Origin of the sequence: Microbacterium sp. ProA8, assembly GCF_039905635.1 — a bacterium.
Classification (GTDB): Bacteria; Actinomycetota; Actinomycetes; order Actinomycetales; family Microbacteriaceae; genus Microbacterium; species Microbacterium chionoecetis.
On the sequence record NZ_CP157000.1, the window covers coordinates 367323 to 381940 of the forward strand.

The following is a 14618-nucleotide window of genomic DNA, read 5'->3' on the forward strand; positions in this document are numbered from 1 at the left end:
TAGGCGAGGCCCGGTGTGCGCCCGTGCGCGTGCGGACCGCTCCCACGCGTGAAACGCGGCGTGCTCTACTCTGGGGCGGTGACATCCGCACCTGCTGGGGAGCGAACGGAGCGCATCGCGGCCATCGACGGCCTGCGCGCGTTGGCGTTCCTGCTGGTGTTCGCGTTCCACTCGTGGCAGTTCGCGGGGACGCCGGACATCCCGGTGATCTCCACCGTGGTGGCCCAGAACATCCGTCCGGACTTCTTCGTGGTCCTGACGGGCTTCGTGCTGTTTCTGCCGTTCGCCCGGGATCCGTCGCGCCTCGGGCGATTTCGTGCGGGGCCGTACCTCAATCGGCGCCTGCGCCGGATCGTGCTGCCCTACTACGCCGCTCTCGCTTACGCGATCCTCCTGCCGCAGACGCTGGTGCTGCTGATGAAGCTGCTCGGTCGGGAGGCATCGTGGCAGCCCTGGCCGAGCGTGGGCGACGTGCTGAGCCACGTCACCTTCACGCACATGTTCTTCCCGCAGTACTGGTCGACGATCAACGGCAGCCTGTGGACGATGGCGCTCGAGATGCAGTTGTACCTGCTCTTCCCGCTGGTGATGCTCGCCGCCGCCCGGTGGGGGCTGCGCGCGATCGTCGGCGCGATCGTCGTGTCGGTGCTCTTCCGCATCGGCGTCGACCTCTTCCTGGGGGACGCCGACTTCTCCGTCGTGTTCCTCTGGGCCGCCTCGGGGTTGGGCCGGCTGACCGAGTTCGCCTTCGGCATGCTCGCCGCGGTGGTGGGCTTCCGGGTTGCCGGCCGGGTGCGACCGCCGCACGCGCTCGCGGTGTTGGCCGTCATGGTCGCGGCCTACTTCGTCGCCACCGAGCCCTTCTTCCGCGGGACGGTGCTGCCCATCCGCGACTTCGGGCTCTCCGTGCTGTTCGGCGGCCTCATCGTCCTCGTTCTGACGGTGCGTCCGTTCGGGGCGGCGTTCGCGTGGCGGCCGGTGTCCTGGCTCGGCTACCGGTCGTACAGCCTCTTCCTCATCCACCAGCCGACCCTCTGGTACGCCTCGGAGTTCCTGCAGAAGTTCCTCCGCGTGCCCGAGGGGGTGCTGCTGCTCATCCTGCTGTGGACCGTCGGGTTCGCTGCGGTGCTCGGCGTCGGCCTCCTGCTCTTCGTCACCGTGGAGCGTCCGTGCATCACGTGGGCGAAGCGGGTGCCGTCGAGCCGGGCACCCGCGCCGGCCTCGGTGGTCGAGGCGCCCGGCGCGGCGGAAGCCCCCGTGACCGACACCGCGGCCGACGGTGACGCGGGCGATGCTCCCCGTCCCGCCGAGGGAGAACGGCCGCCGAGTGCCTGAGCTTTCGGTACTCATGCCGGTCCGCAACGGCCAGGCCACGGTGGGCCGTGCGGTGGCGTCGACGCTGCGGGCCATGCCGCGCGACGCGGAGTTGGTCATCTGGGACGATGCGTCCAATGACAGCACGGTCCGGCTGATCGAGCAGATCGACGACCGCCGCTTGCGGCTCATGCCGAATGATCGGACGGTGGGCGTCGGGGCAGCGCTGCGGGCGCTGTGTGACCAGACGGATAGCCGATTCGTCGCACGCATGGACGCGGACGACGTGTGCCTGCCGTGGCGGTTCGCCGCGCAATCCGCGGCGCTGCGCGTGCAGCGGTGCGAGATCCTCTTCTCGCCCGTGCTGCGGTTTCGCACGTCACCCCTGCGGGTCGCGCTGTCCGCGCCGGTCGCGATCCCGCCGGCGGCGCTGCCACTGCACCTGGCGGTGATGTGCGTGGTGATGCATCCCACGATGTTCGCCGCACGGCGCGCCATCGAGACGGCGGGCGGCTACCGGGGCGTGCTCGCCGAGGACTACGACCTGTGGCTGCGTGCCGCGACCCAGGGGGCGCCGATGGCCAGGATGCCGCTGCCGACGCTCGCCTACCGACGCCACCCAGGCCAGGTGTCGCTGACCGGTGAGTATGCGCGTCGAGTGAGCACCGACGCCGGGCTCGCTCAGTCGTACCGCGATTTCGTGCGCGCGACGCTCGACCTCGACCTCGACTGGATGCCGGGTCAGCGCCCGGACTCCCCTCGGACCGCAGAGGCCGCGCGGGAGTTGCGCGCGCGCCTGGAAGCGCGATCGGCGCGCCTGTCGGCGTGGCAGCGGCGTCTGCTTCAGCGCACGATGCGGCGGCTCCCCTCCTAGCCCCGTGTGACCGCGCGGCTCACCGCATGGCTCACCGCGGGGGCTGCAGCAGCTCGCGGACGTGGTCGTCGGCCTCCTCTGCCGTGTGCGCGAAGCGGACGAGCGGGAACCGCCCGAGATAGTCGGCGAAGACCGAGGCGAGCTTGCCGTTGGCGTTGTCCCTGGCCACCACGGGTCGGCCCAGCAGGGTGGCGAGCACGGCGGCATGAAGCCGATCGGTGACGACGACCCGACCCCGCAGCAGTGTGTCCTCGGCGGCGCGGACGAGGGTGCGAGCGGCCAGGGCGTACCCGGGATCGACAAGAGCACGGGAGAAGCGGGGAAGCGCTCTGGGAGCCCGTTTGGCGACGGAGCCGGGCGCCTTGGCGAGGTTCCAGGTCAGCTTCTCGAGCGGGGAGTAGTTCCAGTCGACGGTCTCCTGCGACCACGAGCCGCCGCCGGCGACCAGCGGCATCCCCGTCGACTCGCTGTCGGCGCGTCGCAGCTGAACGATATCGACGCGTGCCCGTCGGGTCCTCGTCGGGCGATAGCCGAACGCGAGGTCGGGGCAGTAGTCCACTCGCACGCCCTCGAGCAGGTCGGCCGCCCGGCGCAGGCTGTGGGTGTCGCGCAGGAGCACCGTCAGGTCGGGGTGTGGCAGGTACGCGGAACGCACCCGGGCGGCGGTCCCGGGAGACATCTCGACGCTCTGCGGGAGCTGGACGATCCGGCGGTCGGGGAAGTCCGCGATCACGCGCTCACGGAAGTGCTGGAAGAGCGCCCAGCGATCTCCGAAGTTGCCCCCGCCGTGAAGGAGGATCGGCCCCTCGGGGTGCAGGCCTGCGAGATCGGCCGGCCGGTACCGCCCGACCGAGGTCTGGTATCGCACCGGGATGCCCAGCCGACGGAGGTACGCGCGTTCGCCCAGGTAGATGAGCGAGTCGCCGGCGTTGTCGTGCAACGGGAAGTCGACCAGGGCCACCGGCATGCCCGGCTCGAGGAGCGGACGGAGGACGTCCAGCGATTCACGTTGAAGGTGCTCGTGGACGGGGGCGAGTGTCATCCTGGCTGCCCGCGGCGCAGCACCCGACGGGCGACCGCGCCCGCCGAGTCGACGGGTGCGCTTCGCACCGCCCACCAGGAGAGGGCGAGGACGTCGCTCAATCGACCCGCCTTGGCTGCGGCCGCCCATTCTGCGAGGTTCTCGTCGGCCGCATCGTGCCGGTAGCGGCGAAGGTTCCGCGCCAGCAGGTCCGCGAGCTGTCGGTCCCCGCGGCGGCGCGCGCGGTTCACGTGCCCGCGCAGCCCCCGCATCGCCGCCTCACGGCCCGGTAGCCCACGATTGGTGACATTGGCGCTGTGCCGGCGATACCCGACGAGCTGCCGGTCCACCGCGGCGAATCCGCCCTGCTGCAGCAGGCGGAGGATGAGCTCGTTGTCCTCCGCAGGCTCCATCTCGCTGCGGCACCCCCCGACGGCGACGTAGGCGCTGCGCCGGATCAGCAGCGTGGTGATACGGGGAAAGGTGACCTCACCGGCAAGCATGTCGTGGGCGGAGGCCGCGGGGGCGGGCCAGCCCTGGCCGAACGGCTTCCCCTCCGCGTCCATGTACCAGCCGCCCGTGTACGCCGCGATCGCTTCCGGCGCGGCGGTCAGTGCGTCGAGCTGGCTCCGGGTGCGCTCGGGATGCCACACGTCGTCGTCGTCGAGGAACGCGATCCAGTCGCCGTGCGCCGCCGCGACGCCCGTGTTGCGGGCGACGGACAGGCCGGAGGCATCCTGTCGCACGTACGTCACGCCCAGCTCCGCCGCGATGGCGGCGAGGCCGGGTGCAGGGGCACCGTCGTCGATGAGCAGTATCTCGCCCACCGGCGCGGTTTGCGCGCGCACGGAGGCCACCGTCTCGCGAAGGTACCGACCGTCGCGGTTCGTGGGGATGATGACGCTGACCGACCGTGAGTCCACGCTTCCTCCCCGGTTGCTCCCGCCTCGCACGACTCCCGCGGCGAGTCCTGCATAGTGTAGACGGGAGGACGAACCGGATGGGTGCAGTCAAGCAGGCGGTGTGGCGGGCGTCCCGGCCGTTGCGGAGGGTCGTCGGGCATGTCCGCTGGCGCGCGCGGCGGACGACGGGGGACGTCGTGGACCGGTTCCGCCGTGGCGACCGCACCGTGATCGCCACGCCGGGCGGGATGCGCTTCGGGAACTGGCTGTACCTCTGGCTCGCCTCCCACCAGCGCACGGCCGAGGGCAGCCCGACGCTCGTGCTCGAGGTGCCGGGGATGGCTCCGTGGCTGGAGCAGTTCCCCGCGCTGTCCGCGCTCACGATCCGCAAGCAGGATCTCGGCTTCCACGATCGACGCGAGTGGAAAGGTGGTTTCGCGCTGCAGCGCTTCGGCGTCGACTTCACGCGCGAGGCGCTGCAGCGGTTCGTCCGCGAGGTGCTGGCTCCCGGACTTCCGACGACGGCGCCGGCGCCCGTCGCCGTCAACGTCCGGCGCGGCGACTACTACGCCTATGACGGCTTCCGCTCGAGGTACGGCATGGACATCGAGGGGTTCGTGCGCGAGGCGCTCGTCCAGGTCGGACCGGTCCCTGGCATCCTCGTCGTGTCGGACGACCCCCAGTGGTGCCGGGAGCATCTCGGTGAGATGCTGCGGGCAGCGGCGCAGGAGGTCTCGTTCGCCGAGCGCGACCCGGTCGCGAACTTCCTGGCGATCGCCTCGGCCCCCATCCTGATCGGCACCAACTCAACCTTCTCGTACTGGGGCGGCTACGTCACCGATGCCATCCAGGATGGCGCGCGCGTCGTCATGCCGAGGTTCCACGCGCGGATGGACGATGGATGGGACGCGTATCAGCTCGACCCCGCATGGACGGCGCTCGAGGGCTTCGACGGGCGGGGGGACCCCGCCGCACGAACGGCCGCCGACGGGGCGTGAGGCGCTGGATAGAGTGTGACGGTGATGCAGTCCGAGGCAGCCGAGGTTGCGGTGCCGCTCGCGGTGCGGCTGCTCCTCGGACGGGCCGCCGTGCAGGTGATCGCATCGGATGCCGGCGCGGATCTGCTCCATATCAAGGGGAACGCGGTCGACATGTCGCTGCGGGCGCTGGACGCGCCAGGGTCCGACATCGACGTCATGGCCCGCCCTACCCACGTGCCCAGGCTGCATGACGCGCTCGTGCGGCGAGGCTGGGTGGTGTACAGCTCCTTCCGCTACGGGTCCCCGTTCGGCCACGCGCAGACCTACCGCCACCCCGACTGGGGGTACCTGGACCTCCATCGCATGTTCCCGGGCATCCGCCTCGACCCCGAGGCGGCGTTCGACGAGCTGTGGTGCGACCGCGGCACGAGGGACTTCGCGGGCACCGACGGCGCCGTCCCTTCCCTGACCGGTCAGGCGGTGCTCTTGGTGCTCAACGACGTCCGGTCTCGCCGGGGAACCCGGGCGATCGCCACGTGGATCGACGGGCCGGGGCTGGATCGCTCGGAGGTGACGGCGCTGGTGGAGCGACTCGACGCACGCGTGGCCTTCGCAGCGGCGACCGGTGATCTCGAGCGGTATCGCGGCGAACGCGACTACCGCCTGTGGAAGGGCATCACCCAGGGCAGCACGCGCACCGGGGAATGGCGGGCGCGGGTGCAGGCGGCACGCACGCTGCCGGAGGCGCTCGGCATCGTCGTGCGCGCACCGCTGGCCAACGTGGAGCGACTCACCCATCAGCTCGGACGCAGCCCCACGCGTGCGGATGTGCTGCGCGCGATGGCGATGCGCCCGGTGCGCGCGGTGCGCGAGCTCGTGGCAGGCGTGCGACGGCGGGTGCGGCCGTGATGCGCGTCGGTCCTCGCGTGGCGGCCACCGAGTACGAGGGCAAGGTGTTCCTCGCGCAGCTGCCGGACGGTCCGATCCGGGTGCTGGAGGGCACGGCCGCGCTGATCTGGACGCAGGCCCTCGCCGTGCCGCGCTCCGGCCTGGTGGCGGCGCTGGCGGAAGAGGTCGTCGGAGACCCCGCGACGGTCGGCGCCGAGTTGTCGGCGTTCGTCGACGCGCTGCTGGAGCAGCGGCTGCTGGTCGACGACGAGGAGGCGTGATGCCCGCGCGCGCCACCGCGATCGCGATCGGCGTGCTCGCCGTCGCGGCCGGCATCCTGGCGATGACGGCCGCCCTCGTGGTGCCGGCCGGGCTGCCCTACGACGAGCCGGCGCACTGGTCGAACGTCCTCTTCTACGCCGAGCACCTCGGCCCTCCGGTGCTCGGAGCTCCCGGGGTGTCTTACCAGGGCCAGCAGACGCCCCTCTACTACGCGCTCGCCGCGGTCGTCGTGAGCGTGGTCGGCGACCCGGATGCCGCGTTCCTCACCGTGCGGCTGCTCGGGGTCGCGGGTGCCGTCGCGCTGACCCTGCTGACAGCGGGGACGCTGGCGCGCAGCATCCCGAGCCGTCCTGCGGTGATCGTCACCGGCACCGCCTTCATCGCGCTCAATCCGATCTTCGCCGTCATCGCAGGGTCGGTGCAGAACGACACGTGGACCCTGGTGTGGGCGTTCGCGCTGCTGTGGGCGGTGCTGCCTTTCGTCGATCCGAAGTACCCCGCGCCCCGTCCGTGGGCGTGGGGACTGCTGCTGGGCGCACTCGGCTCGGCGGCGATCCTCACAAAGCTCAGCATCGCGCCGCTGGTGGCGGTCGTGCTCGTCCTGTTGCTGGTGCGGCACCGGATCGTGATGGCGCTCACCGCGGGCGGCGTCGTGCTCGCCGCCTGCGGATGGTGGATCCTGCGGAACCTCTTGCTCTACGGCGACCTGACCGGCCAGGCCGGCGTCGAGCAGGCCGGGTACGAGTTCGGCCAGGGCGCCCTCGCGCCGCTGCACCTGGCGCGATCGGCCCTGACCTACCTCTTCCTGCCGACGGAGTACCTGCGCAACTCGGTCTCGGCGCCCTGGTGGATCGACGCCATCGTGGTCGTGCTCGGACTGGGGGTCGCGGCCGGAGGCGTCCTGCTCGCCGTGCGCGTGCGTCGCGACTGCGCTCCCGGTGCACTGCTGCTCCTGGTTGTGGTGGGAGTGGTCTCGGTCGCGGCGTGGCTCGTGCAGGTGACGTTCGGCTGGCACGTCGCCTTCCGCACCGCGTACGGCGTGCTGCCGCTGGTGGCGCTGGCGTTCGGCTGCGCCACGCAGGCGATCCCCTCCCGCCGCGGTGGCATCGCCATCGGTGCGGTGCTCGGGATGCTGCTGCTCGTCGTCGCGGGATGGGTGGCGGTCGCGGCATCCGGCGAACCCGCCCAGCTGGTCCCCTGAACGAGTGCGATACTGAATCGACGATCGGGAGGACCGTGGTCCAGGTTTCGGAGCGCACGCAACGAATCCGCGACATGCTCGGCCGCTGGTGGCCGGGGGCGTGGCGCTTCGTTCTGCTCGCCTCGGGTGCGGCACTCAGCAGCTATCTGATCCTCGATCGCGGTTTCCGCAACGGCGTCATCTCCGCCGTCATCATCGGCCTGCTGGTGATCGGCGTCTCGCTGATGCCCCGGCTCCCGCTCGCGATCGCGCTCCTGGCGACCCCCGGGCTCATCGTCGTGCAGCGCGTCGGGCTGGGCGGGAGCGATCTGACCGTGTCCGATGTCGCGCTGGCAGCGGCCTTCGGCTCGGCGGTGCTCTTCGGGACGTACCCGCTAAGCCGCCCCTTGAAGCAGCTGCTCGCGCTGAACCTCGTCTACCAGTTCGCGACGCTGCTGACGGTGATCGTCAACCCGTTCCCGCAGAACACGGTGGAGTGGTTCCACGCGTGGCTGCTCATCTCCGGCGCTCTGCTCGTGGGCTGGGCGCTGGGACGAGGCGGGCTCGCGCACGCCGCCTTCGGCCTACTGGTCGGCGCGATGCTCCTGGTGGCCGTCGGCGTCATAGTCACGGCCGTCCTCACGTTCGCTCAGGGCCAGTTCGTGGGCATCGCGCCGAAGTGGCCGCTGCCGATGCACAAGAACGCTGCGGGCGACATCCTGGCGATCGGCGCGGTGGTGGCGCTGGTGAACCCGCGCTGGGCGGGCTGGTCCGACGGCGCGGCGCGCCTTGCGTTCTGGACGCTCACGATAGCGGTCGTGCTCACCCAGTCCCGGCAGGCGATCATCGGCCTGGTCGTCGCCGTCCTCGTGGTGACGCTGCGCCGCGGCGCCTCGCGGCGCTCGCGACTGATCCTGCTCCTCGTGCTTCCGGCCGTGTGGTTCGTGGTCTCGATGGTCATCGACCAGATCGAGACGGGCAACCGGTTCAATTCGTTCTACGTGCGGATCGAGTGGATGCAGCAGGTCTTCGCGCTGTGGAAGAACTCGCCGATCTTCGGACACGGTCTTCGCTACTGGTACGTCCATGAGTGGGCGCTCTTCCAGCCGCCGCAGGCCGAGCTGGAGGTGGTCGCCTCCGCCGGCGTTGTGGGGCTCCTGGCGTTCCTGGTGATGTGGGCGGGGTTCATCGTCGTGCTCTGGCGGGTGGACCCCGCCTTCGGCACGCTCGCGGTCGCCGCGTTGCTCAGCCGCATCGTGCAGGCGCAGTTCGACCTCTTCTGGGTCGCGGCTCAGGTGTCGGTCCCGTTCGTCGTCGCCGGCATCTGTCTCGGCGCTCAAGCCCTGTCCGCGTCACAACGTTCGGACGGCAGGCAAGCGGATGACTTAGCATGGAGCATCCGTACGAGCGGCCGGCAGGCGGTGCCCGCTCGTACCGGGGGGACGTGGGGGGAAGGCGCCGATGGAACTGCGTGACTACATGCGCGGATTGCGGCGCCATTGGCTCGCGATCGTGCTCATCACCGCGGTGGGACTCGCAACCGGCTATGTCTGGACGCTTCTGCAGACTCCGGTGTACGAAGGCTCGGCGAGTGGCCTGCTCAAGACGACCACGTCAGCGTCCTTGGAGGGACTGTCGTCGACGAGTGCTGAAGACTCGGCGGCGCGCGCCAAGGTTGCCACATTCCTGGACCTGGCGCAGTCCGAACTGGTGGCCCAGGGGGCGATCGACGAGCTCGGCCTGAACACCACGCCTGCCGCTGTGATCAACCGGATCACCGTCTCCAACCCGACGAGCACGTCGATCCTCAAGGTCAACGCCCAGGCTGCGACACCCGCGGAAGCCAGCGACCTCTCCTCGGCGTGGATCGCCTCTCTCGCCGTCGTCGCCGACGACGTGCTGGGCGACGGTTCTGACGGCTCTTCCGTGGTCACAGTCGTGGCGTATGACGCGGCCGGCCAGCCGACGAGACCCATCTTCCCCGACGTGAACACGGCGGTGGTCGTCGGTGGCGTGCTCGGCTTCGGGTTCGGCGTGGCGTTCGCCCTCGTGCGCACCGTGTCGGACCGCAGGATCCGCATCAACGACGACATCGAGGCGCGTGTGGGCGCACCGGTGGTCGGCACGATCCCGGTCGCCGACGGGCTCACCCGTGAGTCGCGCATCGTCGCGCACGCCGAGCCGAACGCGAAGGGCAACCGGTTCGCGGTGTCGGAGGCGTTCCGGTCGCTGCGCACCAACCTGCAGTTCATGGACGTCGACGATCCGCCGCGCACGATCGTCGTGACGAGCCCGCTCCCCGGTGACGGCAAATCCATGGTCGCGGCGAACATCGCTGTGGCGCTCGCCGAGAGCGGCCGGCCCGTCGTGCTCGTCGACGGCGACCTGCGGCGGTCCACCGTAGCGAAGACCTTCGGGTTGCCCGACGGCGCCGGGCTCACGGACGTGCTCGCCGGCCGTGCGGACCTCATCGATGTGATGCACCGCACGCCGGTCTCCGGGCATCTCGTCGTGCTCACCGCGGGGAGCGTGCCCCCCAATCCCAGCGAGGTGCTCGGCTCGGCGAAGATGCGCGCGGTCCTCTCCGACCTCGCCCAGCACGCCATGGTGATCATCGACGCACCGCCGCTGCTCCCCGTCACCGACAGTGCGGTGCTCGCCCATCAGGCGGATGGCGCGATCCTCGTCGTCGGGCTCGGGAAGACGACGTACGACCTCGTCACCACGGCCGAGGACGCGCTCGCCAAGGCGTCGGGTCGCCTGCTGGGCATCGTGCTCAACCGCGTCCCGCTCAAGGGCGCCGATGCGTCGCCGTACTACGACTATCGCACGGGCTACGGCGGCTCCCGCTCGCGGGGCGGGGCCGATGCCGCAGCGGCTGCGTCCGCTGCCCAGACGCCGGCCACCGAGGCCGGTCCGGCGCGCCCGGCGTCCAAGAAGCGGTCGGCATCCGCCAAGTCCGCGGCGTCGGCGGCGTCCCCGCGTGATGCGGATGCCTCCACCCCGGCCTCCGCCGACACAGCGAGCCAGGACTTCGCGTCGTTCATCGCCGGGATCGACGGGACGCCGCAGGACGAGCCGCGCCGTCGCGCGGGGCGGAGCTGACCGGCTCGATGCCGCGAGCCGCCCGCCGAGTCGCGCTGATCTCGTCGTCGTTCGCGCCGTACGTCGGGGGTGTCGAGACGCACGTCGATCGGGTGGCGCGAGCGCTGCGCGACACCGGGTGGACGGCGGAGGTATGGACCGTGGACCGCGGGGAGGCTCTGGGCGTGGTCGACCGGGACGGCATCCGCGTCCACCACCTGCCGACGCCGCTGCCCGCGCGTTCCCGCTCCGACATGGCGCGCTTCGTCCGTCAAGGCCGGGCCGCGCGCCGGGCGTGGGCCGAGGCGCACCGGGCCTTCCGCCCCGACATCCTGAACATCCAGTGCTTCGGGCCCAACGGGGTCTACGGCGCCAGGCTGGCCCGGAGAACCGGGACTCCGCTGGTGGTGACCTCGCACGGCGAGACGCTCGCCGACGATCGCGGGGCGTTCCGGCGTTCCCGTCAGCTGCGCGACGGACTGCGCCGGGCGATCGGGGAGGCCGCGTCGGTCACGGCGCCGTCGGACTACGTGCTCGAGGATCTCCGGCGCCACTACGGACTGGCGCAGCTGGACGGCCGGATCGTGCGCAACGGCGTCGATCCGCTCCCGCAGGCATCGGGACAGCAGCCGCTCGGCGGTGCGTACCTGCTCGGGGTCGGACGCCTCGGCTGGATGAAGGGCTTCGACCTGCTCATCGAGGCCTTCGCCGACGCCGGCCTGGATCCCGCCGTCCGGCTGGTCATCGGCGGCGACGGGCCCCAGCGCGGCGATCTCACCTCCCTCGCGGCGGCGCGAGGGGTCGCCGACCGGGTGACGCTGGTCGGAGCCCTCGACCCGGTGGCGGTGGCGCACAGCATGGCCGGCGCGCTGGCGGTCGTCGTGCCGAGCCGCGCCGAGTCGTTCGGAATCGTGGCGCTGGAGGCCTGGCGTGCGGGCACCGCGCTGGTGATGACGAATCGCGGCGGGGCCGTCGAGTTCGTCCACGACGGGCGGGATGCGCTGCTGGTCGATCCGCTCGACCGGGCGAAGCTTGCCGGCGCGCTGCGGCGCGTGGTCGCCGATGAGGCGCTGCGGACGCGTCTGGCGGAGGCAGGCCACGCGCGAGTGGCGGAGTTCGGGTGGCCGGCGGTGGCTCGTGCCTACGCCGCGCTGTTCGACGAGATCGTCGGCGCGAAGACGGGAGCCCAGCGGTGAGCTATCACGATCCTTGGCCGCGACGCCTGCGCGCGGCGCGGCGCCTCGCGCAGGCGGCCCTCGTCCCGGAGGTGTGGCGACACGGCCGGGTCGTGCCCGCGTACTGGTGGGACGGCCACCCGAACTTCGGCGACGACCTCACACCGTGGCTCCTTCCGGCCTACGGCGTGGTGCCCGTGCATCGGATGCCGCAGCACGCTCGGCTCGTGGGCGTGGGAAGCGTCCTGGAGTTCCTCCCGCCCGAGTTCGACGGCGTCGTCTGGGGAAGCGGGCTGATGAGCGACGCGCCGCACGCTCTGCCGCACGCTCGCGTGCTGGCGGTGCGCGGAGCGCTCACCCGCGACCGGATCGGCGCCACCGGCGAGACCGCCTTCGGCGACCCCGGGCTGCTGGTCTCGCGCCGCACACGGCGACCTGCCCCGCGATGGGAGGTGGGGTTCGTGCCGCACGGCCACCATCGCTCCCATGCGGGGTTCGCCGCCGTGGCGGCCGCGACACCGGGCTCGCGGGTCGTGAACGTGCATCAGGGCGCCCGTCGCACGGTGCGGGAGATCGCGGCGTGCCGGCTCGTCGTCACGACGTCGCTGCACGGACTGGTGGCCGCGGACGCGTTCGGCATCCCCGCGGTGTGGACGACCCTCGACCCGCCGCTCAGTGGGGGAGACTTCAAGTTCCGCGACTACGAGTCGGTGGTCACGCCCGGCCGCACCCGGCAGGTCCTCTGGCAGGAAGGCATCGTCCCCGCCGAGCTGGCCGCAGCCGCATGGTCGGCCGATGCCGAGACGGTGGCGCATCTCGCCGACGGCCTCGAACGCGCGATCGGGCGGCTCGACGAAGAGGTGCGGGGGCTCCGCCGCTTTCCGCTCGGTGCGCTGGTCTCCGACTGACGCCGCTCAGCGTCGCCAGGGGAGCCGCTCCACGACGCCGCGCCGGCTGGGCAGCACGGTGCGAGCGAGCGGGCCGAGACGGAGTCGGGTGGCCGGGATGCCGAACTCCTCGGCGAGTCGCTTCGATACGGGTCGGCCGAGCCCGCCGAGCGAGACGCCGGAGTGGTTCTCCCCGGTGCTGACCCGGTACAGCGCGCCCGCGAACGGAACCGGCGCGAGCGGGTGTCCCGCCGCGGCGAGGTCGTCGGCGACGTACAGGTGCGACCCGAACCATCGCTGGAGGCGGTCGCCCAGCCGGTCCTCGAGTTCGGCCTGCGACGCGCCCGCGCGCAGGTCGGGCGGGAGGTCGTACAGATCGGCGCGGACCACGCACCCGCTGCCGCAGTGGCGGTGGAAGTGGGGCTGGCGGCGGATGGCTCGGCGGTCGGCGGCCCACCGGTACCCGTGCTCGATCCGCCACCCGGGGGCGTGCGGATTCCCCGCCGAGAGCGCGGCGAGGCGTCGGGAGACGAGGTCGTCCGCATCGAGGAACATCACGTGATCGGGCGAGCTCTCACGGGCGGCGAGCAGCCCGGCTGCGAGCTTGGACCCCTTGTCGCGGAGCACCGCCGCGACCCCGGTGCGCGATCCGCTGAGCGTGCTGGGGGCGTCGAAGTCGACCTGCACCCAGTTCGCGTCCGGCGCCAGCCGGGACGGCCGGCGATTTCCGACCACCCAGACGCTGTACGGGGCCGACTGGCGCGACACCGACGCGAGCGTCTCCGCCAGGAGCGCCTCCACCCGGCCGTAGTCGCTGCTGTTGCGGGGGTGCCGCAGCGATGTGATGAATGCGAGCATCGGATGCCTCAGCCCACGCTGGTCCACACCCGGGCATGGGCGGCGACACACCGCTCCCAGGTGAAGTCGGCGGCGCGCGCCCGTGCGACGCCGATCATGCGGTCCACGGCGGCGTCGCCGGAGGTCACGGCGAGGAGCCCCTCGGCGATGGCAGGGCCCGCCGGCGCCACCAGCAGGCCGCCGTCGCCGACGACCTCGGGCAGGGAGCTGGTCGCTGCGGCCACCACCGGCACGCGAGCGGCCATCGCCTCGAGCGCGGGGAGCCCGAACCCCTCGTACGTGGACGGGACGACGACCGCCTGAGCGCTCGCCAGCACGCGCGGCATGACGCCGTCGGGGAGGCGTCCGGTCAAGACCGTGCCCTCGAGTCCCGCGAACAGGGCACTGCGCCGGGGGTGCGGCGGCCCGCTGAGCACCAGGCTGAGCTCCGGCCGCTCGCGCCGCACCATCGGCCAGGCGGCCGCGAGGGCATCGAGGTTCTTGCGCTGTGCGGCGCCCCCGGCGTGGAGCACGAACCGCTCGGGAAGCCCCAGCGCGGCCAGCTCGCCCGCAGACAGCGGCACAGCGTCGAAGAAGTGCTCGTCGACGCCGTTCGGGATGACATGGACGTCCGGCAGGCCGAGCAGGTCGTGCGCCTCCTGCGCCGTGAACGCCGAGACGCAGATGACGGCGGCCGCCCGTCGCAGCTCCTCGGGAGCAGCCGGCACCGGGGCAGACTCGTCAGGGTACCGCCAGGCGACCACGTCGTGCAGGGTGACGACGTCGGCACCCGGAGCAGGCGGGAGCTCCAGGTTCATCCGGTGGGTCACGTCGTGCGCGCCGTAGAGCACCCGGCCGATCGCGCGGCGCACGCGGGTGTCGGCGCGGGTGACCCGGGCGAGCGGGAGCCGCCGCGTTCCTGCGAGCGGCGACCGCAGGGATCGCACGATGACACGCCGCACGGCCCAGGGCGCGTCCGCGGCGGCATCCAGCGCGGCCGGTGCGCGTCCGGCCACCTGCTCCTGGTAGACCTGCGCCCCCATCGGCGCCTCGGTCGCGATGGTGGCGATGCTCAGACGTCGATGCGATGCGATTCGGTGCCTCCGGAGGATCGGGGGACGCCGACGGTGCGCACCCGCCCACGAATCTAGTTGAATGGGTGCTCGGCGGCGATCCCGTCGCCGTCACAGCCGC

14 protein-coding genes are annotated in these 14618 nt (G+C 72.0%); 10 read left to right on the forward strand and 4 right to left on the reverse strand.

Annotation, left to right across the window (positions count from 1 at the left end; translation table 11 throughout):
• The first annotated feature begins 78 nt into the window (after positions 1-78).
• Positions 79-1335 carry an acyltransferase gene (locus tag ABG085_RS01620; protein ID WP_347977705.1) on the forward strand — a complete coding sequence of 419 codons (1257 nt, stop codon included), beginning with the start codon at positions 79-81 and terminating at the stop codon, positions 1333-1335.
• Between the two features lie 13 nt (positions 1336-1348).
• Positions 1349-2188 (forward strand): glycosyltransferase, encoded by an 840-nt coding sequence (locus ABG085_RS01625; RefSeq protein WP_347979256.1) that lies wholly within the window; start codon positions 1349-1351, stop codon positions 2186-2188.
• 31 nt (positions 2189-2219) lie between these two features.
• On the opposite strand, the gene ABG085_RS01630 is transcribed toward ABG085_RS01625, so the two are convergent.
• Both ABG085_RS01630 and ABG085_RS01635 read right to left on the reverse strand, forming a co-directional pair.
• Positions 2220-3230, reverse strand: a complete 1011-nt coding sequence (locus ABG085_RS01630) for a polysaccharide pyruvyl transferase family protein (protein WP_347977706.1) — start codon at positions 3228-3230, stop codon at positions 2220-2222.
• A complete protein-coding gene (locus tag ABG085_RS01635) occupies positions 3227-4132 on the reverse strand; it encodes a glycosyltransferase family A protein (protein ID WP_347977707.1) in 906 nt (301 codons plus the stop codon). The genes ABG085_RS01630 and ABG085_RS01635 overlap by 4 nt, the downstream gene beginning before the upstream one ends.
• Before the next feature lie 77 nt (positions 4133-4209).
• On the opposite strand from ABG085_RS01635, the gene ABG085_RS01640 reads away from it, so the two are divergent.
• The 8 genes from ABG085_RS01640 (at position 4210) to ABG085_RS01675 (ending at position 12608) form a co-directional block, all read left to right on the forward strand.
• Positions 4210-5109 (forward strand): alpha-1,2-fucosyltransferase, encoded by a 900-nt coding sequence (locus ABG085_RS01640; protein ID WP_347977708.1) that lies wholly within the window; start codon positions 4210-4212, stop codon positions 5107-5109.
• Between the two features lie 21 nt (positions 5110-5130).
• Positions 5131-6000 (forward strand): 2-nitropropane dioxygenase, encoded by an 870-nt coding sequence (locus ABG085_RS01645; protein WP_347977709.1) that lies wholly within the window; start codon positions 5131-5133, stop codon positions 5998-6000.
• On the forward strand, positions 6000-6260 hold the full coding sequence (locus ABG085_RS01650; RefSeq protein WP_347979257.1) for a PqqD family peptide modification chaperone: 261 nt from the start codon (positions 6000-6002) through the stop codon (positions 6258-6260). The genes ABG085_RS01645 and ABG085_RS01650 overlap by 1 nt, the downstream gene beginning before the upstream one ends.
• The gene (locus tag ABG085_RS01655) at positions 6260-7462 is read left to right on the forward strand and encodes a hypothetical protein (protein WP_347977710.1); all 1203 of its coding nucleotides are present in this window, start codon (positions 6260-6262) and stop codon (positions 7460-7462) included. The genes ABG085_RS01650 and ABG085_RS01655 overlap by 1 nt, the downstream gene beginning before the upstream one ends.
• 74 nt (positions 7463-7536) lie before the next feature.
• Positions 7537-8916 carry an O-antigen ligase family protein gene (locus ABG085_RS01660; protein ID WP_347977711.1) on the forward strand — a complete coding sequence of 460 codons (1380 nt, stop codon included), beginning with the start codon at positions 7537-7539 and terminating at the stop codon, positions 8914-8916.
• Positions 8903-10546: a polysaccharide biosynthesis tyrosine autokinase gene (locus ABG085_RS01665; RefSeq protein ID WP_347977712.1), complete on the forward strand. Its 1644-nt coding sequence runs from the start codon at positions 8903-8905 to the stop codon at positions 10544-10546. Before ABG085_RS01660 ends, ABG085_RS01665 begins: the two co-directional genes overlap by 14 nt.
• An 8-nt stretch (positions 10547-10554) precedes the next feature.
• Positions 10555-11721 carry a glycosyltransferase family 4 protein gene (locus tag ABG085_RS01670; RefSeq protein WP_347977713.1) on the forward strand — a complete coding sequence of 389 codons (1167 nt, stop codon included), beginning with the start codon at positions 10555-10557 and terminating at the stop codon, positions 11719-11721.
• Entirely contained in the window at positions 11718-12608 is an 891-nt protein-coding gene (locus tag ABG085_RS01675) for a polysaccharide pyruvyl transferase family protein (protein WP_347977714.1), read from the forward strand. The genes ABG085_RS01670 and ABG085_RS01675 overlap by 4 nt, the downstream gene beginning before the upstream one ends.
• A gap of 6 nt (positions 12609-12614) precedes the next feature.
• On the opposite strand, the gene ABG085_RS01680 is transcribed toward ABG085_RS01675, so the two are convergent.
• Both ABG085_RS01680 and ABG085_RS01685 read right to left on the reverse strand, forming a co-directional pair.
• Entirely contained in the window at positions 12615-13445 is an 831-nt protein-coding gene (locus tag ABG085_RS01680) for a hypothetical protein (RefSeq protein WP_347977715.1), read from the reverse strand.
• An 8-nt stretch (positions 13446-13453) separates the two neighbouring features.
• A complete protein-coding gene (locus ABG085_RS01685) occupies positions 13454-14467 on the reverse strand; it encodes a glycosyltransferase family 1 protein (protein WP_347977716.1) in 1014 nt (337 codons plus the stop codon).
• Positions 14468-14618 lie beyond the last annotated feature (151 nt).

Coding starts and splice junctions, on each gene's coding strand:
- ABG085_RS01640 (WP_347977708.1), top strand. CDS start 4,210: ATGGGTGCAGTCAAGCAGGCGGTGTGGCGGGCGTCCCGGCCGTTGCGG.
- ABG085_RS01665 (WP_347977712.1), top strand. CDS start 8,903: ATGGAACTGCGTGACTACATGCGCGGATTGCGGCGCCATTGGCTCGCG.
- ABG085_RS01660 (WP_347977711.1), top strand. CDS start 7,537: ATGCTCGGCCGCTGGTGGCCGGGGGCGTGGCGCTTCGTTCTGCTCGCC.
- ABG085_RS01650 (WP_347979257.1), top strand. CDS start 6,000: ATGCGCGTCGGTCCTCGCGTGGCGGCCACCGAGTACGAGGGCAAGGTG.
- ABG085_RS01625 (WP_347979256.1), top strand. CDS start 1,349: ATGCCGGTCCGCAACGGCCAGGCCACGGTGGGCCGTGCGGTGGCGTCG.
- ABG085_RS01670 (WP_347977713.1), top strand. CDS start 10,555: ATGCCGCGAGCCGCCCGCCGAGTCGCGCTGATCTCGTCGTCGTTCGCG.
- ABG085_RS01630 (WP_347977706.1), bottom strand. CDS start 3,230: ATGACACTCGCCCCCGTCCACGAGCACCTTCAACGTGAATCGCTGGAC.
- ABG085_RS01655 (WP_347977710.1), top strand. CDS start 6,260: ATGCCCGCGCGCGCCACCGCGATCGCGATCGGCGTGCTCGCCGTCGCG.
- ABG085_RS01680 (WP_347977715.1), bottom strand. CDS start 13,445: ATGCTCGCATTCATCACATCGCTGCGGCACCCCCGCAACAGCAGCGAC.
- ABG085_RS01685 (WP_347977716.1), bottom strand. CDS start 14,467: ATGGGGGCGCAGGTCTACCAGGAGCAGGTGGCCGGACGCGCACCGGCC.